Origin of the sequence: Corynebacterium sp. CCM 9204, from assembly GCF_041357695.1 — a bacterium.
Classification (GTDB): Bacteria; Actinomycetota; Actinomycetes; order Mycobacteriales; family Mycobacteriaceae; genus Corynebacterium.
The window spans coordinates 251,045-273,407 of the sequence record NZ_JAUERX010000003.1 but is presented as its reverse complement, the minus strand read 5'-3'; the positions used below and the strand labels follow the sequence as shown (position 1 = coordinate 273,407).

Here is a 22,363-nt window from a genome sequence, read left to right as displayed (position 1 = left end):
ACAACGATTCCCTCACGATCCGCTGCTGAACGTCCTATTCAGTTCCGTCACGGCCCCCACACAGTTACCGTGGACACATGATTACCACGCCACTGACCACAACGCCACGGTGCCTGCCGCGGCGCGCTTTCACGGCGCTCGTGGCGATCACGGCATTCACGCTGACCTCCTGCGGCACCGGACCCGAGAACACTCCCGAGCTGAAGACCCTCACCTCGAACGGCACCGTGACCTCCACGGTGACAGAAACATCTACGCCGGAGAGCCGGGAATCAACGAACGCGACCGGAACCCCTCGTGCCGATGCAGGTCTGACCCCCCTGGGCGACGCAGACATCACGATGAAAACACTCCGTCCGGAGCCCGCAGCGCAGCTCGTGGTCACCGGCGTGCGGCTCGGCACGCATGAGGGCTTCGACCGCGTCGTCTTCGACTTCGCCGGAAACGGATCGCCCGGCTGGTTCATCAACTACACCGATCGCCCCACCCAGCAGGGCAGTGGTTTCCCGATCGAATTCCTCGGAGACACAGCCCTTGAGGTGAACATCGACGGCACGACCTACGCCTTCGCGCTCGACATGGAGGAACCGCAACTCGGCGAGGTCACAGGCCCCGGCCCCATCGTCGCGGGTGTCAGTTCCGCAGGCGCCTTCGAGGGACGCACCCAATTCGTCATCGGCGTCAACGGTGGCAAACGACCCTACTCCGCACAGGTACTGACAAACCCGACCCGCCTCGTCATCGATATTCTCCAGGGCTGATCCACCTGCAACAGAGCTGAAGGGATCAACGGTAACTCGCCTCGATCCGCCAGCTTCCCGACCCCCACACGACAAGCCACGCCCGGTCATCACAACCGGAGACAGCCTCCGCGATGATCTGCATCCTCGCACACCGGTGGGCGGACTCCGGCTCCCACCACAATTCATCAACGGGCCACGGTCCCGCCCACCCGGTGATCCGGTAACGGGTCGCACCCACGTATGCGGTGCACGGGATCCGGTCGAGTAACGCCTCCGCCGTCACCCGCACGCCTTTCCCACCAGCATCCACGAGACGGATACCTGAGTCTGGGTTCGGCGGACCACCGCCACGACGCGCGGGATACGGCCCCGGCAGCATTCCCGGCCATCGCCCCCGCGGATCCTTTGTCGCAGAACGATCCTCTCCGACCGGCACGTACCTGATACGTTCGACTGGACTCCGCCCTCCGGTGAGTTGTGGCCGGAGCACAGCCTCCATTCCAAGTATCGACTGCACCCGGGTGATCACCCTCCGGGCACCACCATCATCCGAGCCCCGCGCAGCCCACAAACCCTCATCTTCCGGAAGCATGACCTCGATGGGTTCCAGAACAAGCTCCACGATGCCGGAATCCACGGTGTCCTCGGTACCATCACCCGCCGCGAGTTGAGCGGTGAGCCAACCGTCAAGCTGCCACCGCACCCGCTCCGCGGTGGCCTGTTCCGTCAACGGTTCCCGGGTATGCCAGATCCGTTCGAGGACGCTTTCCTCTCCTCCGACGAGAATCGTGGCCCGGACCTTCAATCGCTGACAGCACAATCCCGCAGATACCAGTTTCCCGTGTAGTCGGGTAGCCAGAGAACGCGCCAGAAATGCCGCCTCATCGATTCTTCCCACGGGAGAATCAGGACGGTGAGCCACCTGGAGTGGTGCGGTCGGCTGCCGTACCAGAACAGTACGGTCACTCTCCGCACACGCCAAACGGTGGAGTTTCTCACCCGGAACACCGAATCGGGTGGTCACCGCTGTCGCGGGAAGAGCAGCGAGCTCCCCGAACGTCGACACCCCCAGTTCCGCAAGAACGGTGACCACGTCTGGATCACAGCCGAGGGTTTCCTCCGCCGCAGCTAACCGGATGGGCCTCGGAGCGAGAAACACCCGCGATCCCCCGGCTGGCACGACCGCGCCCACCCGGGCGGCGATGAGCGCGGTGGGAATCTCGTCTGCGATTCCCACGAGACAGTCCACACCCGCGATTCCCACGGAATCGATGAGCTGTTGCGCGACCGCGTCCTCACCACCGTGATAGCGCCCCGCGGCAGCGGCATCGACGATGATAAGTCCGGGGCGGAGCACCTCGACGGTGGCCGCGATACCCGAGACACTAGCGACGAAAGGCTCGAAGATACGTGCATCACGGTCAGGACAGTCCTCGAACACGATGAGCCCGGGACACACGGCCCGCGCCTGACGTAACCGCATCCCACGTCTGATCCCGACAGCCCGGGCCTGTGGTCCACACACCTTCACCTTTCCACAGGATGTGCCCGAACCTGCGACCACCACCGCACTGTCACTGCCAGATACCGGAGTCGTGCCAGAGAGAAGTGCCGCATGGACGGGCCAGTCGGGGAACCATAGAGCCATGACTCTGTCCCAGTTCATCCCACCCGCACCGTCCGACGCAATCCCGATGATTCCAGGGGGAGATCATCCACCCGCAGAATCTCCCCGGCGACCGTGTTCGCAACCGAAGGAATCCGCCCGATCCGGAGTCGGGTACGGCGCACCGAAGCACCCCCAGCGGAGATACAGACGTCAAGGTCCACTGCCCGAATCCGCCCACCACCTGCCTCGATACCGTGATAGGCGACCACATCAGCAGAGATACAAAGCGTCGAGGAAGAGAGCTGAAAACCTACGGTGACCAGCGCGGCAGCTCCACGACGTACCTTGGACAGCAGGATTCTCGATCCTCCCGCACCGATCCTCATCGGCTCCCGGGAATAGTGCACGACGAGATCCATCCCCTCTACGAGCATTCCGGTAACGACGAGTGGCCTGTCCCCCGGGTCAGGTATGACCACGACCCGATCAAGATCACCACCAGCATCAACCACACCGGTGAGAATCAGGTCCGGCCAGCCGACGACCGCAACCGCGGCCCCCGCACGAGTCGCGGCAGCGAGGATTTCCACCACGAGTGCCGGACAGTCCCCCACTGTGGTGACCGCCTGCCGTGGAAGGCCCCCGCCCGGCAGAAATCCGGATAGTCCATCAGGTACCGCGATCACCGCCCCCTGCTCAATCGCTGTCATCATCGCGGCACGATACGGCGACACCGGGCGTGCCCGTCCCACGGTGCCATCCATCGCCAGCAGAGTCGATTTCAGGGCACGGATGCGCTCCTGACGGTTCAGCCCGGTCAGATCGGGAACCTGCGACACACCGCCCAGCCCTCGAACATATGTGCCATTCATACGGCCAGTCAACTGGAACATGCGGCCGATTTCAAGCTCCACCCGTGGAGCCCTGATTCGCTGCAGATAAACCAGATCAGAGTTCGGTCAATCCAGTTGACGGGAGTGCGCCCACCGGGTGAGTGCGTGCCGGTTGGACTGCTGGGTCTTGCGCAGGATATTCGAGGCGTGGGTCTCCACCGTCTTGATCGAGATGAACAGTTCCGCACCGATCTCCCGGTAGGTGTAGCCGCGGGCGAGCAACCGCAGAACCTCAAGTTCCCGGCGAGTGAGCGCATCGACGAGCGGATCCGACGACGGCGCACCCCGCTGCTTCTCGACCGCCTCGTCCGCCTCGGGGGCATCCACCACGCCGACACCGGCTCCGGCGTCCGGTGCACAGAAGGCGTCGAGGACGAATCCGGCGAGTCTCGGGGAGAACACCGCATCTCCGTCCCTAACCCGACGCACCGCGTCCGCGAGTTCCTCCCCGGAAATCGTCTTGGTCACGTAACCCCGGGCACCCTCACGGATCACGGCGATCACGTCCTCGGCGGCATCAGATACGGATAACGCAAGGAATACCGTGTCCGGACACCGGCGTCTGACCTCCCGGATCACAGCGCATCCACCACCATCCGGCATATGGACATCAAGGAGAACGACGTCAGGACTCGTCGAGATGATCTCTTCGACGGCCTCGGCCACGGTGCCCGCCTCCCCGACGATGTCCACCACCCCAGCCAGCTCCGCCCGCACCCCAGCGCGGAACACCGAGTGATCGTCCACCAGAAACACCGTGATCATGCCCGCTCCATTCACCTCACCTGCCGCATCTGCCCACCCCCGAGATTACCCGTCTACAGGTACGCGGAGGATGACCTCGGTCCCGTCCCCGGGGGCGGATCTGATCTGCACGGTGCCACCGGCGCGGGTGACCCGACCCCGCACCGATTCCGCCAACCCATGGTGTCCGTCCGGGACCTTCGCCGGGTCGAATCCGCATCCGCGATCCCGAACGTAGACGGACAGCTCCCCCGCGAGGTTCTCGGCGTAGACATCGATCTCCCTTACCCCGGAATGTCGGGCAGCGTTGACCATGGCCTCCCTGGCAGCGAGGATGACCGCGCGGGTGGTCTCGGCGAGAGGGCTGTCCGCGCCGACGGTGACCGGTGCGATCCGGACGGAGTAGGTGTCCTCCACCTCCCCGCACGCGAGTTCCAGCGCGGCGAACACGGTGGCGGCGGCACCTGCCGCGGCGTTCTCCTGCTGTCCGAACAACCACTGCCGGAGTTCACGTTCCTGACTGCGGGCGAGTCCGGCGATCTCAGTGTCCTCCCCGGCGCGTTTCTGGATCAGCGCAAGTGTCTGCAGGACCGAGTCATGCAGCCGGGAGGCGATCTCGGCACGCTCGGCAGCCGCGAGACGTTCCGCACGTTCCCGGGTGAGTTCCTCCCACATCTTCAACCACAACGGCACCCCGAGAACCGCGACTCCCGCGAGAGTGAGCAGAACCGCCATGAGAGTCGTCCCGAAGGCCTGCCGATTCTCCCAGTTCACCAGAACGAGAATGATGCCGGTGAGCACGAGCGTCCCGCCAGCCAGGAGCGTGGGTACTCCACCACGCAGCTCCGAGAAATCCATGCCGCGGTCATAGGTGCGCCAGACAATGACGGCTCCGAGACCAATGATCAGAAGCGGCCACCATCTCACCGCCGTCGAACCGGTGACAAGCGCGAAGGCCACCAGCGCACCGATAATGGCGAGCACGACCAGAAGATGATCCGTCCGTGATGTCTCCGGCGACCCCGGGACAGGCTCTCCGTCCGTCTGACTGAACAGCACCCAGATCAACGCGTAGCAGAGCACACCCGCACCGCTGAGCAGGCAACTGAGGGCGAGCAGCAACCGCACGATCCGAACATCGACCCCGAAATGCCGGGACAGCCCTGTCGCAACTCCCCCAATGACGCGCCCCTGACGGACCCGGGTGAAACGGGGATAAGGCCGTGGTCGTGTCTGGGCCGGAGCAGGGGGCGTCGCCATGATGTCAATGATCGCACCGGCTCCGTCAGAGGGCATCGGGGACCACCCTGATTTCCTGTTTTTCAGGGTGGTCCCCGATGTGCCGCCACCGGGCCGGGGATCAAAATGAAGACATGGACAGCACACCTCCCCCCACGGCCCCCGATTCCCGTGACCTCAGCGACACCCTGCGTCAGATGTGGGCGACCCGTCCGCCCCGTATTCCCTCCGACCAGGGTGGAAACGCAAAGATAGCCGGCGTCTGCGAGGGAATCGGTACCCGTTTCAACGTCGATCCCACGCTCATTCGTATCGCCTTCGTCGTCGCCGCCCTGTGCGGTGGTGGAGTGCTGCTCTATCTCCTGGCGTGGCTCATCATGCCGCGCTGGTCCGTCCCGGTGTCCCCGGTCGAGGCGATCGTCCGGGCGAGTTCCGACCCCCGGTTGAAGAGCGAACGTTCACTCGGCTACACGCTGATCATCGTGATGCTACTGATCGCCTGGCCTGCCAGTTCCTCCGACCTGTTGTCCTCGTCGACTCTGCTCACGACGCTCATCGGTTTCGCCATATGGTGGCTGCTGCACAGCCGTCAACCGGTCCCCCCGGAGGGGCTGCTCGTCACTTCCCCCGAAACCTCCGACACCGAAGCAGGCCCTGCCACCGGAAACCCGTCACCGGACTCCGGAGACAGTCGGATAAAGGTCTCGCCGAACCCCGGTCTCGTGCACCTGAAGCCTGCCAAGGGCTACGACATTCCGGACGCACAGCCGGTGCCGCCCGATTGGGATCCGCTGGGCACGGTACCCGAGCTGTGGAACCTCCCGGAGCCGGGTCCCGTCCCGACACCGCCACCCACCAGGAGCCGGTGGCTCACCGCAGGCGGGATCATCGCCCTCATGATCGGGGCTGCGGGCGGGATCGGGCTGATCTCGCTCAGCGTCGGCACGGCATTCTTCGCTCTTGCCATTCCTACTCTGGCCTGGACGTCCTGTCTCGGGGCACTCATCGGGGGAACCGGGATCGGCGTGGGGCTCCTCTCCCGAGGAGGTCTACGAAAATCCGCACTGATCCTGGGAATCGGCGCCCTCGTGGCCCTGACCATCACAGTCGGCAATACCCCCAGGATCAACTTCAAGGTCGGAGGTGACACCGGATCGACCCGCATCGCCCCAACGTCCGGGGCTACTCTCCCCGCTGACGTGGACAACGGCGTCGGGAAAACCGAACTGGACCTGCGCGGACTGCAACCCCTGGCCGAAAGCCGGAAGGTGGAGGTGTCCAACGGGGTAGGAAAGACCATCGTGTGGTTGCCGACCGATGTGCCAGTCACCGTGACCTGCTCGAACGGGGTCGGCAAGTTGGTGTGCACCCCGGGTGACTACAACCCCGGTGCCGAGGGCGAACGACTCACCCTCGACATCAGCAACGGAATCGGCACGGTCGTGGTCCACACCAAATAACCGGCGGGTCACTCCCGTCCACGGAGAACGGCCCGGAACCGCTCCCGCAGACCGTCGAACCGGCTACCACGGTCTCGGCCGTCGTGGCCGGTTTCCGAGTCACCGCCCTCCATACGGAGCAGCTCTCTGACCCGGACGAACCCCGGGAGACCGACCAGCAGATGCGCGACGAACACAGCGACCCACACTCCCGCGAGCTGCGCACCGTACAACGTGGGGGCGGGATCACCGCCCGCGATCTGCCGGTAGGCCACCATGAAACCAGCGGCGACGGGAACCGTAATGAGCACGGCGGTGAACAACTGACGACGCAGGTGCAGCACGAAACCACTGACCCCCGCGTCCCGGTCCGCCGCGTAGTCGGCACGACGGCGTTCCCACATCCGGGCACCGGCGGTGAGTGTCAGCAGGTAGAACACGGAGAGGGCCACCGCGAACAGCAGCGCGGTCAGCAGGGCCGCCGTGGCCGAGGACCGCTGGACATCGGTGTACACGCCGTCACGCGCGATGGGATAGATATAGCTGTCCGATAGCCCGCCGACTGCCAGGGCCGTGAGCGGAGACGCCACCCGGTCGAGTTCCTCCGGGGCGCAGAGGCACGTGACGGATTCGGCGAGTTCACGTGTCCCCGGGAGCAGGTCGGGGTCGAGACGCTCGAAGTCTCGCGGGGTGAGGGCCACGATGGGCCGGTTGTCCGGACGGTTCGGTGCACCGGTGCCGTCCAGCATTGACACCGCCGCGGGATCGTTCCCCTCCCGGATGACGGTGAGGCCGTCGGTGACACCGGAATCGGTGATGGCCTCCGTGTCCCCCCACACCACGGCGACCCCCTGGCGGAGCTGGCCGGTGGCCGGGATCGCCTCCGGCTGCCCGACGATGAGCAGGACTCTGTCGTCGGCGACGGGGATCTGCGCGGTGAGCCGCGGATCCTCCTCCATCTCCCCGGCGAGCACCCGTAGATCGGGGCGTACCTCGAACGCCTTCGAAATCTCCTCCATCTGGGCCTGGAATTCGGGATCCACGTCGGATGTCCGCAGCACGCTGACGGGCCGGTCCGGTTCATTCGCTACGACCCCCAGCTCCCGCATCTCCCCGCCACTGCGGGCGGTCGCGAAGGTGAGCGCCATACCGAGGACGAGACCACCGACGACACAGAGCACCGCCCATCCCGGAACAGACGCCAGGTCCCCGGGCAGACCACGCCTCCGGTCCACCACAGCTCTCCCCTTCCCGAGGTCGCCGAGGGAGATCTTCGCGGGGATGATCAGGACGGCCCCGATGATCACCGCCCAAATCACGGCACACAACAGCAGAGACAGCAGCCCGACGGTGAACACCGTGCCAAAACCGACGAGCGTCGTCGCACTGAGCCTGACGAGGTACACCAGCCACACCGCGAGCACCCCGGCCCCGGCACCCGCGGCGAGCACGGAAGCGAACCGGATCAGCCCTGCCCGGCCGTCGACACGACGTAGCTGGCTCACGCTGAGAGCGACACCCACGGCAAGCAGGAGCAGCATCGTCGCAACACTGAACTTCCCGAACGTGGAACCGGCGAAGTCACTGCCGGAACGGGGCAGCGCCACGGTGGTCTCCACGTCATCGAGACCGGCGGACCGGAGAACATCCCCGACGGTGCCTGCGAGCTCGGGTGCCCCGTCACCGGCGAACAGCCACGTGTCCCGGGGGCCCGGGACCTCGAAGCCCTGCAGCGCCACGACCGGGGTCTTGCCCACCAGGGCACCGGCGGGGAATGTTCCCGCGATCGGATCGTCCTGCAGTCCGTTGAACACCGCCACATAAATGAACCACACACCCGACAGCTCCGAGTTGAACGGCGCATCCTTCAAGTTCTCCGGTAGTGCGGTGGAGACCAGGGTGCGATCCTTCCCAAGCTCAGCATCCAGCTCACCCGCCCCCTCGACGTGGAAACGACCGTCCGGGTCATGCACCGCGAACACCCCCGAACCATCACTACGAGATGCCAACACCGACACCCCACGGGAATCCGCCAGGTCGGCGATCTCGCGCTGCAGCTCCACCTGCTCCCCCGGATCGAGGTCGCCGGCACCGGCGGCCGTCGCCTGGAGCGTCGGCCCGGAATACCCCAGACGCATCGCGGTGGCGATCAAACCACCCTCTACCACCAGGAGCATGAAGATCATCACGACGACCGCGATCAGAGCACTGATCACACCGGGGAGGACGATACGTGTGGGGTTCCTGTCCACGCTGACTGCCACCTCTTCTTCGACGGGTATCGGCCCAGGCATACACCAATCCGGCGCCCGGGGTCAGAACTGACCACCTCGAACGGTGGCTTTTCTCCACAGTAACCCATGCCCGACGTCCAAGAATCTATCCCGATCATCCCGCGGCTACGGAGAAGATACCCCCGAGTTACTCCCCTTTCCAGGAAAAAACAAAAACTCGGTCTCCCCGTCCCCTACGGTAGAGAGCTGACGCTCTCACCGTTCCCTCCTGTCACTCCGATGCGCCGACCCGAAAAGAGGAAAACTGTGCCCACCCGCACACACACCGCAAAAATGACGTCCGCCGTTCTCGGCGCCATCATGGCGATCAGCATGCTCACCGCCTGCGACTCCGATGAGCCCACCCGAAGCGACAAAGAGATCACCACAACATCCAGCAAAACCACCACAGAAACATCCAGCAAAACCACCACAGAGCGCACAACCGACTCGATAACAACAACGACGACAACGGAAACGACGAATTCAGAAGAGCCTCCCGCCCCAGCACCCGTGGAGGAAAGCAACAATCAGATGCAAGGCTTCATCGCACCAGCACCGGCCCCCACACCAGTGCCGGCCACTGCACCGGCACCCGCAGCCACCTATTTCGCGAACTGCGGCGAGGCTCGCGCCGCCGGTGCCGCACCACTCTACGCGGGCAACCCGGGGTACAGCCGCAAACTCGATCGTGACGGGGATGGCATCGCCTGCGAATAATCTTCCACTGCAGGCAACACACGGGAGAGGGCCCCACGCTACGCATGGGGCCCTCTCTGTCAGGGGGCAGGCCGGAGCCTACTCCCACTCGATCGTTCCCGGGGGCTTCGAGGTGCAGTCGAGAACGACACGGTTGACGTCGGCGACCTCGTTGGTAATACGGGTAGAGATACGTTCCAGCACGTCATAGGGAATCCGGGTCCAGTCAGCGGTCATCGCATCCTCGGAGGACACGGGGCGCAGCACGACCGGGTGCCCGTAGGTGCGACCATCCCCCTGGACTCCGACGGAACGGACGTCCGCGAGCAGCACCACGGGGCACTGCCAGATCTCCTCATCCAGACCTGCTGCAGTGAGCTCAGTGCGGGCGATCAGGTCAGCGGCACGCAGCGTTTCCAATCTCTCGGCTGTGACCTCACCGATGATGCGGATGCCCAGACCCGGTCCCGGGAACGGCTGACGTCCCACGATCTCCTGTGGCAGCCCCAGTTCCCGGCCCACGGCACGGACCTCATCCTTGAACAGCAGTCGGAGCGGCTCAACGAGCTCGAACTCGACGTCGTCGGGTAGACCACCGACGTTGTGGTGGCTCTTGATGTTCGCGGTACCGGATCCACCACCGGACTCAACGACGTCCGGGTAAAGGGTGCCCTGCACCAGAAAGTCCACCGACGATCCCTCTGGTGCAGACTCGAGTACACCGGTGACGGCACGCTCAAAGGAGCGGATGAACTCCGCACCGATGGCCTTGCGCTTGGCCTCGGGGTCAGTCACACCGGCCAGCTTCGACAGGAAGGCGTCCTGTTCGTGGGCGGTGACAAGTGTCGCTCCGGTCGCTGCAACAAAGTCCCGCTCAACCTGCTCCCGTTCCCCCGCCCGCAGCAGACCGTGATCGACGAACACACACGTCAGCCGGTCACCGATGGCACGCTGCACTAGCGCTGCGGCCACGGCGGAATCAACGCCGCCGGACAAACCACAGATAGCACGCCCCTCCGGGCCGATCTGTGCACGAATCGACTCGACGAGCTCGTCGGCAATGTTCGCGGCGGTCCAGTTCTGTTCGAGCCCTGCGATCTCCGTGAGGAAGCGGGTGAGCACCTCCTGGCCGTGCGGGGAATGCAAGACTTCCGGGTGATATTGGACCCCAGCCATCGAGCGTTCGGGGCACTCGAAGGCCGCAACCGGGGCACCCGCAGAGGTGGCGGTAACGGTGAATCCCTCCGGTGCGGCGTGCACGGCGTCACCATGGCTCATCCACACCTTGTGCGTCGCCTCAAGCCCCTTGTGCAGGGTACCGCCGCTGATGCTCAGGTCGGTGCGGCCGTATTCACGGTCACCCGTGTTAGCAACGGTGCCCCCGAGGGCGTGGGTCATGGCCTGGAATCCGTAACAGATGCCGAACACCGGGACACCCAGATCGAGCAGCTCAGCGCGTAGCTCCGGCGCACCATCCGCATAGACCGAAGCCGGGCCACCGGAGAGTACCAGCGCGGCCGGGTTCTTTGCCTTGATCTCCTCGACCGTGGCGGTATGCGGGACAACCTCGGAGTAGATCCGAGCCTCACGCACCCGGCGTGCGATCAACTGCGCGTACTGGGCGCCGAAGTCGACGACGAGCACCGGGCGGTGATTCGTTGCGGTAGCTTGCTTTGAGTCAGTCACGGGACGTACTTTACCGCACCCAGAGCCGCGCTCTGCTTCTCCGGTACTGCGCCGCACCAATGGATAGAACGTCGGTGATCAGAAAACGGTGGAACGGACGGACAACTGAACCTTCTGGAAGCTCTTCAGGTCCGTGTACCCGCACTTGGCCATCGCCCGGCGCAACCCGCCGACGTAGTTGAGCAAACCATTGGGGTCGGTGGACGGGCCGTGCAGCACCGTCTCCAGGGAGGGCTGCCGCGCCATCTGGTCGAGGTTGTCACCGGACTCTTCCGCTGACTCGACAATGTGCGCCCAAGAGGGTTCGACAGCGCCACGGGGGAACCGTGGGTGTGCCGCCGTGTGTGGCCAGAAGTAGCCACCCGCAGCGGCTTCGCGGGCCCGGGCGAGTGCACGGCCGAGCATAACCCCGTCGGCGCCGCAGGCAATTGCGGTGACCGCATACCCGGAGGAATCGAGTTCCCCATCGGCGATGATGTGTACGTAGCGGCCGCCCGTCTCGTCAAGGTAGTCACGTCGGGCTGCCGCGGCGTCCGCGATCGCTGTGGCCATCGGGCAACCGATGCCCAGCGCGAGGTCGTTGGTGTTCGTCCCGCCCCCGACGATGATCCCCGCAGCTCCAGTGCGCATGAGATGCAGAGCGGTCGTATAGTCCGCAACCCCACCAGCGATGACGGGAACGTCCAGTGAACCGATGAACTCCTTGAGATTGAGTGGCTGACCACCCGTTGCGACGTGCTCTGCGGAGATCATCGTGCCCTGGATGAACAGCAGTTCAGCACCCGCCTTGATGACTACGGGCGCGAGTTCCCGAGCATGCTGCGGAGTGACCCGGACGGCAACGGTAGCTCCGGAGGCGCGTACCTCGGCTATCCGCGCGGAGAGCAGTTCCTCGTCGATCGGTGCAGCATGCAGTTCCTGCAGGACCCTGGTGCTCGGGGAACCGAAGCCCAGCGGATCGGACATCTCCGTCAACTCCATGCGACCGGCCTCCACGACCTTGGCGATTGCGGCATCGAGATCGGTATGACGCCCCCACAGTCCCTCGGCGTTGATGACTCCGAGACCACCCTGACGCCCCATCTCCACGATAAACTCCGGTGAGGCCAACGCATCCGTCGGGTGAGACAGGAACGGGTTATCGAAGGTATAGGCGTCGATGTGCCAGGAGGTGTCGATGTCCTTCGAGGACCGTGTCCGACGGGAGGGGATGATCTGGATGTCCGCAAGCTCGTAACTGCGGCGGGCCTCGCGCCCGATTCCGATTTCGACAATGTCACGCATGGGTGATGCTCCTTGGATGTTTTGGGTCCCACCGGGCAATCAACTCCCGGTGGGCGAAGCGGTGGCTTCAGCGCTGGTAGTAGTTCGGGGCCTCAACGGTCATCTGGATATCATGCGGGTGGGATTCCCGCAGACCAGCCGCCGTAATCTGGACGAAGCGCGCATGCTGCAGATCCTCAATGGTAGCGGAACCGGTGTAGCCCATGGCTGCGCGCAGACCACCGACGAGCTGGTGGGTGATCGCATCGATGGAGCCACGGAACGGGACACGCCCCTCGATACCCTCCGGGACAAGCTTCTCCTCGCTCTTGACGTCCGCCTGGAAGTAGCGGTCCTTGGAGAAGGACCGCTTCTCTCCGCTCAGGCCACGCCCCTGCATCGCACCGAGAGAACCCATGCCGCGGTACATCTTGTACTGCTTCCCGTTAACGACCACCGTCTCACCCGGTGCTTCTGCGGTTCCGGCGAGCAGGGAACCGAGCATCACGGTGGATGCGCCGGCTGCCAGTGCCTTGGCGATGTCACCGGAGAACTGCATGCCACCATCCGCGATGATCGGAATACCTGCCGCTTTGGCGGGTACTGCGGCCTCCATGATCGCGGTGATCTGCGGCGCACCGACACCCGCGACGACGCGGGTGGTACAGATGGAACCGGGGCCGATGCCGACCTTGATGGCATCCGCACCGGCATCGATCATGGCCTGCGCTGCAGCACGGGTGGCGAGGTTGCCGCCGATCACGTCGACCTTGTGCCCGAACTCCTTCTTCACCCGGGACACCATCTCCAGAACACCCCGGTTGTGAGCGTGTGCGGTGTCCACCACAAGGACATCGACCCCCGCATCGACGAGCGCGGCGGCACGGCCCCATGAATCCTCACCGGTACCGATACCAGCACCGACGAGCAGCCGGCCAGAAGAATCCTTGGATGAATCCGGGTACTTCTCGGTCTTGACGAAGTCCTTGACGGTGATCAGTCCAACCAGACGCCCCTCATCATCGACGATCGGGAGCTTCTCCACCTTGTTCGCACTGAGGAGTTGCAGAGCATCCTCTTTGCTCACGCCCTCCTTCGCCACGACGAGCGGCATCGCCGTCATCACTTCGGCAACCGTCCGAGAGTAATCCTGCTCAAAACGCATGTCCCGGTTGGTGCAGATACCGACGAGCCGCCGCGCCTCATCCACCACCGGCAGACCAGAGATCCGGTAACGGGCGCAGAGTGCATCCACCTCACCGATCGTCATGTGCGGGGTGCAGGTAACCGGATCGGTGACCATACCGGACTCGGATCGCTTCACCATCTCCACCTGCTGAGCCTGGTCCTCCACGGACAGGTTGCGGTGCAGAACACCCATGCCACCCTGCCGCGCCATGGCGATGGCCATGCGCGCTTCCGTCACCGTGTCCATCGCAGCGGAAATCAACGGAATATTCAGCCGGATATTCCGGGTGAGCTGTGAGGACGTATCCACCTCACTGGGGATCACGTCGGAGGAATCCGGGATCAGCAGAACATCGTCGAAAGTGAGGCCGATGAGTGCGACCTTGTTCGGGTCGTCGCCCCCGGTGGAGACGTGATTGTCAGTCAAGGTGGGTCATCCTTTTTATCTAGGGTGGAACTGGAGCTGGATCGACACGTCGCATCCACCCGCCCCGGAAACCCCGGAATCCCCGCAGCGAGGAACGAGACCCCGGGGCGTCATCGGACGGGAGGGTGTCACAACATACAACAGTAGCGCGCGGGGCGGTCACGGGGGTCACCGGCCACAGGGTCATTTCACCTGTCTTTGGTTGCCGTTTACCGGCTGCACCCTTAGTGTGGCCTGTGTGAACTTTGATTCGATGATGCCGCCGGACCCCTTCGCGGGTGACCCGAACGATCCCGCGTCGTTCCTTGAGGCGGATGAACCGATGCCGCCACTCAGTGCCGAAGACCGTGAGCGCGTCCGCGAGGACCTGGAACTCGTCGGTGAATTCCGTCGGGCTCTGGAACCCCGAGGTGTCCTCGGGGTGTTCTTCATGTGCGAGGACTGCGACGAGCAGCACTACTACGACTGGGACATCATGGCTGCCAACATGCGCGCCACGCTCGCCGGGGAGCTGTCGCCGGTACACGAACCATCCGCACGCCCTGATCCCGCCGCATACGTCCCCTGGGACTACTGCCTCGGTTTCCTCGACGGAATGGACGCGAAGTAGTACTTCCGCACGCACACGCGCCCGATACCCGGGCACGGAAAAGCCCCGTACCCCAGAAATAGGTACGGGGCTTTATCCTTCTCCAAAAATCAGCTCATAGATCTTCGCCCGCACCGGGCGCTTGCCGGGAGCCTCCCCGTTCATTCACCGAAGCTCCGACGTTATCGGCGTTCTCCCCGTCACCATCAGGAACTGAGAAAGTCTCGGTGACCTCACCACCGTCATCAGGCACCGGCAGCGGTGATGTCGTCGGAGGGGTCACCGACGGAGACGGAATGACCGACGATACCGGTGGAACAGTACTACTCGGGAGCTGCGGAGGAGTACCGACCGTGGTGGTGATGGTGACCGTCTCCGGTTCCACCGGGGGCTGCGGTTCCGGTGTTACAGTGACCGTCACGGTGCGGGGAGCCGGAGGACGTTTGTCCGCGTCGATTTTGTCAGTGTTGCGTGCATTGATCTCCTTCGCCATGAGTTTCGCCTGCTCCAGCAGTTCGAGCGCTCCGGCGACATCACCGTTCGCGTTACGGTTGTCGGCTTCTTCCAGAGTACTGGCGAGTTCCACGACGGAGGCATGGTCTCCGAACATCGCGGCGTTGACCCCCCACAGTGCGCTACCGGGTTCCGCATTGTAGATGGCCGTTCCACCACCTGCGATAACGAGGGTCGCCGCAGCCGCGCCGATCATTCCGTGGACGAAACCCGGCACAATTCTCCGACGCTCCTCAAGATCAATCACTCGGGCGCCCCCCTCCACAACAGGGCTCTCCTGAACGGGAGCAGCGGTAACGGGAGCGAATCGGGTCGTGACAGGTCCAGCCCCCGGTACCCCACACTCAGGGAGCCTCGGCGCTGGAGGCATCGGTTCATCAACCTCTGCTTTGAGGCCAAGCAAAAGCCCGGCGAGGGCGTCCTCCCCTCCGGAAGGATCGATACCCCGGGCGAGGTCGTCAAGGTAGGCGTCAACGAGGAACCGGTCATTTCCCTGTCCCCCATGCGCACCTGCGCCCTCGGATCGGCGGTCACTCATGCCTGATGCTCCTGCTCATTCAGCTTCTTCCGCAGTGCTGCAAGCGCCCTATGCTGGGCCACTCTGACTGCGCCTGGGGTGCTCCCCACAATTCGCGCGGTTTCTTCCGCGGACAAACCCACGAACACCCGTAGGGTGATAATTTCGCGTGCCTTGTCACTCAATGAATCGAGAAGTTCACGCACTCTGTTACTACCATCGCTGACCAGCGCATAGTCTTCCGGAGTGTCCCCATCGCGCACGTAATCTGGAACATCATCGGTGGGATTCGACAGATCCCTCGACAACGACCGGTGAGCGTCCGCCACTTTATTGGAGGCGATACCATAGACGAACGCCATAAATGGACGCCCCCGATCCACATAGTTCGCCACCGAGGTCGCCACCGCCAGACAGATCTCCTGGGCAACGTCCTCCGGCGCAGGATGACGCCCACCCCCGATCCGGGCGCGAGCGTAGCGCAGGACCATCGGGTGAATAATCTCCATGATCCGCTGCAGAGCAGACCGGTCACCACCGGCCGCCAACGGCACGAGTGCCGCCAGTTCGCTCTCCGCATCATTCACGCCGTAGACCCCTGCTTCATCGAAAATCTGGACACCAGCCACCCCGAATGGACCAGAGGAAGAAGCTGCCTGAAACCCCACCGGAGTTTTCTGTCTGGTCATTCTAGTTCACGAAGCGGACGAAGGGGCCCGACGCAGCCAGTCTTACCGGAGATCGGTGGAAAACAGGTACCGCCCGAGACGCATGAGATGAGACTTTTTACGCACCCCACCAGCGTCGTTCACCACCGGGGTCCCCAATTCAGCCACCTCCCGATCACATCCCGTCGGGTGAACCATCCAGGGGAGGGACGCATACTCACAGATCACCGTTCCATCCACAGGAATGTCCCACCCGACCTGTACCCGGGGATGACGGAATCCGTTACCGGGATCAGTTGTCGTTCCCGGGGTCCTCGGGAGTGATGTCAAACTCCTCGTAGAAACGGCTCATGGTACTCAATACACCGACGAGCATGAGTTCAAGCTGATCATCGAGTTGTTCATCGGTGAGCCCCTGGCTCGTGAATATGGCACCATCAGCAGCCACGAAAACACCGTTCTCGTCACGATTCTGCACGGTGGTAACAAAGTGGGTGTCGGCATTCGCGGACTTGACCCAGCCGAGAACCTCTTCTTCCCGAGACTCCGACAGGCGCTCGAACGTAGCTGCACTGACCACCACCGAGAAATCGAAGGAGGCATCGAACACGACAGGGAAACCGTTGATAAAACAGTAAAAGCGAGGAGCACCATCATCCGCCCGATCCGCTGTGATCTCCTGGCGCGAAAGGGCCGCTTCCAGGCGTTCCGGGGTGACCGGTGTGGGCGCGTCCACCGCGCCCTTGGACTTGAACCATGCCATCAGTTGTTCTCCTCTTCGACGACGGGCGCGAGATCGGGCAGATCGGCAGCTAGTCTCTCTGCCGCCATGAAACTTGACTGGAATGACGTGACAATGAATGAACCAAGCTGCTCGTCTGTCATCCCCGTGGCGGTTTTCAGTGAATTCTCGAAAATGATGCTCGGGCCGCTTCCGGCGACAACGGTCTTGGGCATCACGAGATCCTGATTCAGCGAGTTGGCTGCAGAAACTGCCCGTCCCACCGCATCATCATTTCCCAGTTGTGCGTGCCACCAACCGGACAGGCGGAGGAGATCCTCCTGGACGGTAATGAAGAAGGTGAGTCCATCAAAACCGACGACGATGTCATTGTCATCATCCCTGCCGAAATTGAGCTCCTCGGATTTCAGGAAATTCTCCACCCGGGTGAAGGTAACCTTGGGTAACGCCATGTATGGTATTTCCTTTCATGCGGTTCCCGGTCGTTGTATCGAAAAGCCGGGGTCATTCATACAGAGTCCACTCTAGTTTGCCGCAGCAAATCTAGATGTCGCATTGTCCGGAAAGATGGAAAATCAGGCCGTGCCAGCCTCCCGAATCCGGTGTTCGGCGGCACGGCGCACGGGGTGCCCGATGAAACGCCTCGCTGACAGCACCCGCACAGCGTCACGGGCAATCTCTGCCGCAGCTTCCGGTTCACCCCCGTAGAACCGGGCGTCAGACGCGATCATCAGCGCCCTCGCCTGATCGGCGGGTTCTTCCATGCTCTCGAACCCGGTGGCCGCCGCATTCGCATAGTCCACTGCGGAGAGGAACCGCATAGCACAGAGATTCATGTATGCTTTGTCGACCAACCAATCAGCCTCCCGCCATGCCTGGGTCTTCGGCCCAGGGTGTTCGGGATCGTTGACCAGGGCACGCAGGGTGTCGAGAAGATCGTCAACCACCGCCATGTCGGCGTCACCGACATATCCTGGCTGATTCACCGCCGTGGCACAGCACTTGTAGAGCGCCAGAGCGTATGCCTCTCGGTATTTGTCCACCTGCTCCTGCATCTGCCCGTCCACACTGTCCCCCACCGAGAGACCGTTAACGGCGTCCTGCCACATGGAGTGGGACACCTCGATGATCCGATGCCAGGTCGACACCGCGCGGCGGGTTTCCTGGGCATGGTCGAACGCGACGGCCGCCTGTTGCAGTGCCCCGAGCTCCCGCTCCCGTTCATTCCTCCGAACCATGTGTGCAGCGATCTTGAGCAGTTCCTCTCCCGCTTCGTCGTGGAACTCCAGTTTGGCGAAAACCCGGACCAGCGAATGCCGCAGATCCAGTTCGGCACGCGATCCGGGATACTCGGAGATCTTCATCAGCGAGGTCTCGAGAACTTCCGCGGCCTCATGGTACCGACGTGCGGAGATCAGCAGTTCCGCGAGTGTCTGTGCGGCGATGAACGTCAGTCCGGGCAGTTCCGCGGCAGCGCAGAGATTGAGCATTTGCCGGGCACAGTCGATGCCTTCGTCGACGTAGCCTGCGTCATGTGCACCTCTCGCGAGGAACTGCAACGCCGCCAGTCGGACACCGACGGGTTCAGCCGACCCGGTTCGCATCGCGGTGTCCGCGGCTTGGCAGGCCTCCATGACCTGCCCCGAACGGAGGGAAGCCGCTGCATCCTCGATCAACCGGTACGCGGGGTCCCCGGTCGTACCCGGGAGTTCCTCAGACTCGGCGTCGAGATCGACACCGAGGAACCATTCGGCATCCTGGACAGCACGCCGCCAAGCATGCTCCAATTCCCCTGGTACACCGGCGGCCTCCGCTGAGGTGCGCAGCCCGGGATGGTCGAGGAGCAGGTGGACCGCGTGGTGCCAGTGGACGGTCTCGATCTCGTTCCCCACCGCGGCGTTCGCAGCGAGGGCTTCCGCGAGATCGTTGCCACGCCACCAGCCGGTGATATCGATGGGGACCACGGGAGGCTCACCATCCTCGTCACCATCCGGGCCGGGTGCCACGTCCGCAGCGGGACCGGCTGTGGCCTCCGTGGGGATAACGACCCTGTAGTCGACTTCATCTGGGGTGAACATGCCGGACACATCGGCGACAGCCCCCTCTGCCGGTGCGGGCAGTGGGGCGACGGGTTCCGGGTTGATGAGCCTCTGCAGCGACGCGACGTGCACGGCGTGTTCCATGCCCGGGCGGGCGTCGAAGTGTTCGGCGATCGACGTTGCGAGAGTGAGGAACCAGGCTCGCGCCTCGGAGAGGGTCGGGCGAGTGAGTGTCTCGATGCCGGTCACCCACGGCAGGTTCTCACCCGCCAGCGTGACGTCCAGTCTGCGGTCCGTGGCACCAGGCAACCGGTCAATGAGTACGACGGCGGCGGCGGCGAGATTCAGCAGGTCCCGGTGGTCCTCGGCGCGTTCCCACCAGGGAAGATGGCGGATCAGGATGCTCTCCGCCCGCTCCAATCGTTCCGGGCGGCCAGCCGCACCGGAAAGCGCCAGATAACGAATGTGGTCAGAATGCTGCGCAAGATCACTCGCGTTTCTGCGGTAACGGCGATATCCACGGACGTGAGCGGACCACGCGCGGTCATCCGCCCCTGTTCGCAGCCACGGCTCAAGCATCTCGGTCAACAGCCCCTCGGGCTGTGACGAGCAACTGTTCTCCATCTCGGGGAGAGCAGCCTCGCCGATCTCCCGGGCGGTCTCCCACTCACCACGACTGGCGTGGTACTCGACCCGCTGTTCTGGGCTGCAGCCGACACAATCAGCGAGTTCGGAGTCCGGGAGGTCCAGCCACTCTGCGTAGGTATCTTCTACTCCACTCCCGCCGGTGTTCCGGAGGAAACCCAGGCGCCGCATCGCGACCGCACGCCCCGGATCCCCCAGTTCCCGGTAGTATTCCGCCATCAGATCCAGGAGAGAGCGGTACTGTGCCACGGGTACGTCAGGGTTGTTCGCCACCGCAGACAACACGTACTTCAGATTCCAGGCGTGCTTGTGATGGAGTTCGGTGCTGAACAGGTCGGGGCGGTGGGACCGCATCTCCTCAACGTAGGAGAACGGGGCGATACAGCGGTAGTTCCGCCCGTCCATGCAATAGGCCGTACACAGTTCGGCGTGACAAATCAGCGCTTCTTCAAGCCGCTCACTGTCGACGGCAAGTTGAGCTGCCTCCGCCCAGAGCTCACTGCAGGTACTTCCCCACGGTGTGCTGTCGGCACGGTGCATGAGAAGGCGAAGTTCATCATGCTGATTATCAGAGTCAGTCATGGGTTTTCTCCTGTATTGTCGGGTAGTTGATTCATACACTGCCGCCGTCACCGAGTGATGCACTGATCAACTCGGTGAAGAGATTGGAGGACCAGGCCCGCACCTGGGCGTCCATACGGTGTCTGCCGCTCAACAGAGCCTGGACGTAGAATCCTCTGACCGAGGATTCAACGACGACAGATCGTCCGCCACCAACCGCGGCACCCGCAAGTTGGTGGATGATCGCGGCATTGGCGTTCAGGATCAGTTGGGGCGCATGATCATCAGATTTTTCCGGATGCATGAGATCAACCAACCCCGCGAACAACCCCTCGGTACGGCGCTGACGCTCCTCAAGCGCCCGACCTGCGGCGTCCGGATGCGGCAGGAAAAGCACAGGCATCGTGGCCGGAAGGAACTTACGTACCACGATATTCAACTTTTGTCCCTCAAGTGCCTGCTCCGCCGCATCAACCAGGGGGATCAACGCCGCCTCCGTCCCCAGCTCAACATTCTCGAGCACACCGAGAACATCGCGGGGATCAAGTTCAGCGATGTCCTCCTCCGGGCGATCTAGCCGGACCTGATCGATGACCTCTTCATCGTAGGAAAAACCAGCATTGACGATACAGAGATCATTAGCTTCGGCCACTGGGCGTAGTGCGCGGAAACGATCATCGGTGGCGGTATACGCAATCCTCCCGTATCGGTCCAAAACCTCATCGAGGGTGAGCATCCCGAGAGAAGTGGTGAAGGGAACGCTGGAGGCGACGAGCGTCCGGGTCTCCGCGTCGGTCACGGCGAGCGCCTTCAGACCGGTGAGGTGGAGGGCGAGGAACTCCCGGAATCGCGCGGGTTCCTTATCCGCGAGGGTGTTCATCCAGTTCCGGACCGCAGCGCCGATACCGTCCCGGGTTTCCTCCAGCAGTTCATCATCGAACAGCCCCTCCCGGGAGGCCGTCGGTTTGAGATGCTCGGCGTCGGCGACTACACGGACAAAGTACGCCCACTCCGGCACGACATCATAGGCCCGGTCGGACAGCAGCATCCTGCGGAGGTACACGCGGTGGTGCTGTTCCTGGCCAGGATGCCCCGCTCGTGCGGACACGAACGCGATCCCGTGGAGACCTGCCGCGGGAACGTCGAGGGGAACCTGGTCGAAGGGGTCGAAGCCGAATTCGTCGCGGCACCAGCGTGCGGCGGCGGCATGACTCATCTCCCAGGGCGCGGTGGTCTCGCTGAGGCACTCCGGTTCCGCTCCTCTGCGGGCGAGCGTGACGGTGACCGGAAGATGACTGCCGTAGGACACGATCCTGCGTCGCAGTACCTCATGCTCGGCGTGCCGTTCTCCCGGCATGACTTCGAGAGTCACGGTGGTGCCAGGGCCGACGAGCTCGGGTGGGATTTCATCGTCGGTGACCACGGTCGAGGACCATGTTCCATCGTTGGACCCGCACCAGCGCACCGGTTTTCCCGGAGTCGTCGCGGAGCGACTGTGCACGGTGATCTGTGGGGAGATCATGAAGCAGGACAGCAGTCCGATACCGAACTGCCCGATGAAGTCGCTGCGGGACATCCCCCATTCATCGCGTTTCGATGAGGCACCGATGGTGGCGAGCAGCCCCTCCGCTTGTTCCGGGGTCAGGCCGACGCCGGTGTCGGTGACGCTGATCGTGGTGCCGTCGGTAATCACACGGATCTCTGCGGGGCAGTCCGGGTCGATGGCCCGGTGCGCGGTAATCGCGTCGACCCCATTCTGCAGAAGCTCCCGGATGAAGACCTGGGGCCCGGAATAGAGGTTCCGGCTGAGGATCTCGACGATCCCGCCGAGATCAACCTGGAAGTTGTGGCTTTCGGCGCGTACGTCATCGGGCTGACTCATGGAT

At 63.5% G+C, this 22,363-nt stretch carries 18 protein-coding genes; 4 read left to right on the top strand and 14 right to left on the bottom strand.

Going from position 1 to position 22,363, the window contains the following annotated elements:
• The first annotated feature begins 77 nt into the window (after nucleotides 1-77).
• Entirely contained in the window at nucleotides 78-761 is a 684-nt protein-coding gene (locus QWU43_RS07710; protein WP_370914493.1) for a hypothetical protein, read from the top strand.
• Between the two features lie 25 nt (nucleotides 762-786).
• Here QWU43_RS07710 and QWU43_RS07705 read toward each other — a convergent pair whose 3' ends face one another.
• The 4 genes from QWU43_RS07705 to QWU43_RS07690 form a co-directional block, all read right to left on the bottom strand.
• Nucleotides 787-2,391: a DNA polymerase Y family protein gene (locus tag QWU43_RS07705; protein ID WP_370917526.1), complete on the bottom strand. Its 1,605-nt coding sequence runs from the start codon at nucleotides 2,389-2,391 to the stop codon at nucleotides 787-789.
• Nucleotides 2,392-2,405: 14 nt separating this feature from the next.
• Nucleotides 2,406-3,224 carry a hypothetical protein gene (locus QWU43_RS07700; protein ID WP_370917525.1) on the bottom strand — a complete coding sequence of 273 codons (819 nt, stop codon included), beginning with the start codon at nucleotides 3,222-3,224 and terminating at the stop codon, nucleotides 2,406-2,408.
• Between the two features lie 87 nt (nucleotides 3,225-3,311).
• The gene (locus QWU43_RS07695) at nucleotides 3,312-4,007 is read right to left on the bottom strand and encodes a response regulator (protein ID WP_370914898.1); all 696 of its coding nucleotides are present in this window, start codon (nucleotides 4,005-4,007) and stop codon (nucleotides 3,312-3,314) included.
• A gap of 48 nt (nucleotides 4,008-4,055) precedes the next feature.
• Nucleotides 4,056-5,285: a PspC domain-containing protein gene (locus tag QWU43_RS07690; protein ID WP_370914496.1), complete on the bottom strand. Its 1,230-nt coding sequence runs from the start codon at nucleotides 5,283-5,285 to the stop codon at nucleotides 4,056-4,058.
• 77 nt (nucleotides 5,286-5,362) lie between these two features.
• Between QWU43_RS07690 and QWU43_RS07685 the strand changes: the two genes are divergently transcribed.
• On the top strand, nucleotides 5,363-6,688 hold the full coding sequence (locus tag QWU43_RS07685) for a PspC domain-containing protein (RefSeq protein WP_370917524.1): 1,326 nt from the start codon (nucleotides 5,363-5,365) through the stop codon (nucleotides 6,686-6,688).
• A gap of 8 nt (nucleotides 6,689-6,696) precedes the next feature.
• Here QWU43_RS07685 and QWU43_RS07680 read toward each other — a convergent pair whose 3' ends face one another.
• Nucleotides 6,697-8,961, bottom strand: a complete 2,265-nt coding sequence (locus tag QWU43_RS07680) for a hypothetical protein (RefSeq protein ID WP_370917523.1) — start codon at nucleotides 8,959-8,961, stop codon at nucleotides 6,697-6,699.
• 246 nt (nucleotides 8,962-9,207) lie between these two features.
• Between QWU43_RS07680 and QWU43_RS07675 the strand changes: the two genes are divergently transcribed.
• Complete coding sequence (locus QWU43_RS07675; protein WP_370917522.1) at nucleotides 9,208-9,660, top strand: excalibur calcium-binding domain-containing protein; 453 nt, start codon at nucleotides 9,208-9,210, stop codon at nucleotides 9,658-9,660.
• A gap of 78 nt (nucleotides 9,661-9,738) precedes the next feature.
• On the opposite strand, the gene guaA is transcribed toward QWU43_RS07675, so the two are convergent.
• The 3 genes from guaA to guaB form a co-directional block, all read right to left on the bottom strand.
• The gene (gene guaA, locus QWU43_RS07670) at nucleotides 9,739-11,325 is read right to left on the bottom strand and encodes a glutamine-hydrolyzing GMP synthase (protein WP_370917521.1); all 1,587 of its coding nucleotides are present in this window, start codon (nucleotides 11,323-11,325) and stop codon (nucleotides 9,739-9,741) included.
• Between the two features lie 78 nt (nucleotides 11,326-11,403).
• Nucleotides 11,404-12,609, bottom strand: a complete 1,206-nt coding sequence (locus tag QWU43_RS07665; protein WP_370914501.1) for a GuaB3 family IMP dehydrogenase-related protein — start codon at nucleotides 12,607-12,609, stop codon at nucleotides 11,404-11,406.
• A gap of 67 nt (nucleotides 12,610-12,676) precedes the next feature.
• Nucleotides 12,677-14,203, bottom strand: a complete 1,527-nt coding sequence (gene guaB, locus QWU43_RS07660) for an IMP dehydrogenase (protein WP_370914502.1) — start codon at nucleotides 14,201-14,203, stop codon at nucleotides 12,677-12,679.
• 238 nt (nucleotides 14,204-14,441) lie between these two features.
• On the opposite strand from guaB, the gene QWU43_RS07655 reads away from it, so the two are divergent.
• The gene (locus tag QWU43_RS07655; protein WP_370914503.1) at nucleotides 14,442-14,813 is read left to right on the top strand and encodes a DUF5319 domain-containing protein; all 372 of its coding nucleotides are present in this window, start codon (nucleotides 14,442-14,444) and stop codon (nucleotides 14,811-14,813) included.
• 94 nt (nucleotides 14,814-14,907) lie between these two features.
• Here QWU43_RS07655 and QWU43_RS07650 read toward each other — a convergent pair whose 3' ends face one another.
• The 6 genes from QWU43_RS07650 to QWU43_RS07625 form a co-directional block, all read right to left on the bottom strand.
• On the bottom strand, nucleotides 14,908-15,843 hold the full coding sequence (locus QWU43_RS07650) for a hypothetical protein (protein WP_370917520.1): 936 nt from the start codon (nucleotides 15,841-15,843) through the stop codon (nucleotides 14,908-14,910).
• Nucleotides 15,840-16,409 (bottom strand): sigma-70 family RNA polymerase sigma factor, encoded by a 570-nt coding sequence (locus QWU43_RS07645; protein ID WP_370914899.1) that lies wholly within the window; start codon nucleotides 16,407-16,409, stop codon nucleotides 15,840-15,842. Before QWU43_RS07645 ends, QWU43_RS07650 begins: the two co-directional genes overlap by 4 nt.
• Nucleotides 16,410-16,782: 373 nt before the next feature.
• Nucleotides 16,783-17,253, bottom strand: a complete 471-nt coding sequence (locus QWU43_RS07640; RefSeq protein ID WP_370917519.1) for a YbjN domain-containing protein — start codon at nucleotides 17,251-17,253, stop codon at nucleotides 16,783-16,785.
• Nucleotides 17,253-17,684: a YbjN domain-containing protein gene (locus QWU43_RS07635; protein ID WP_370914506.1), complete on the bottom strand. Its 432-nt coding sequence runs from the start codon at nucleotides 17,682-17,684 to the stop codon at nucleotides 17,253-17,255. Before QWU43_RS07635 ends, QWU43_RS07640 begins: the two co-directional genes overlap by 1 nt.
• 123 nt (nucleotides 17,685-17,807) lie before the next feature.
• Nucleotides 17,808-20,498 carry a hypothetical protein gene (locus tag QWU43_RS07630; RefSeq protein WP_370917518.1) on the bottom strand — a complete coding sequence of 897 codons (2,691 nt, stop codon included), beginning with the start codon at nucleotides 20,496-20,498 and terminating at the stop codon, nucleotides 17,808-17,810.
• A gap of 31 nt (nucleotides 20,499-20,529) precedes the next feature.
• Complete coding sequence (locus QWU43_RS07625; protein WP_370914508.1) at nucleotides 20,530-22,359, bottom strand: HSP90 family protein; 1,830 nt, start codon at nucleotides 22,357-22,359, stop codon at nucleotides 20,530-20,532.
• Between the last annotated feature and the right edge of the window lie 4 nt (nucleotides 22,360-22,363).

Bases quoted from the DNA above. Each gene is read 5' to 3' on its own strand.
- QWU43_RS07710 (WP_370914493.1), top strand. From the start codon at position 78: ATGATTACCACGCCACTGACCACAACGCCACGGTGCCTGCCGCGGCGC.
- QWU43_RS07705 (WP_370917526.1), bottom strand. From the start codon at position 2,391: ATGGCTCTATGGTTCCCCGACTGGCCCGTCCATGCGGCACTTCTCTCT.
- QWU43_RS07700 (WP_370917525.1), bottom strand. From the start codon at position 3,224: ATGAATGGCACATATGTTCGAGGGCTGGGCGGTGTGTCGCAGGTTCCC.
- QWU43_RS07690 (WP_370914496.1), bottom strand. From the start codon at position 5,285: ATGCCCTCTGACGGAGCCGGTGCGATCATTGACATCATGGCGACGCCC.
- QWU43_RS07685 (WP_370917524.1), top strand. From the start codon at position 5,363: ATGGACAGCACACCTCCCCCCACGGCCCCCGATTCCCGTGACCTCAGC.
- QWU43_RS07680 (WP_370917523.1), bottom strand. From the start codon at position 8,961: ATGCCTGGGCCGATACCCGTCGAAGAAGAGGTGGCAGTCAGCGTGGAC.
- QWU43_RS07665 (WP_370914501.1), bottom strand. From the start codon at position 12,609: ATGCGTGACATTGTCGAAATCGGAATCGGGCGCGAGGCCCGCCGCAGT.
- QWU43_RS07650 (WP_370917520.1), bottom strand. From the start codon at position 15,843: ATGAGTGACCGCCGATCCGAGGGCGCAGGTGCGCATGGGGGACAGGGA.
- QWU43_RS07640 (WP_370917519.1), bottom strand. From the start codon at position 17,253: ATGGCATGGTTCAAGTCCAAGGGCGCGGTGGACGCGCCCACACCGGTC.
- QWU43_RS07635 (WP_370914506.1), bottom strand. From the start codon at position 17,684: ATGGCGTTACCCAAGGTTACCTTCACCCGGGTGGAGAATTTCCTGAAA.
- QWU43_RS07630 (WP_370917518.1), bottom strand. From the start codon at position 20,498: ATGACTGACTCTGATAATCAGCATGATGAACTTCGCCTTCTCATGCAC.
- QWU43_RS07625 (WP_370914508.1), bottom strand. From the start codon at position 22,359: ATGAGTCAGCCCGATGACGTACGCGCCGAAAGCCACAACTTCCAGGTT.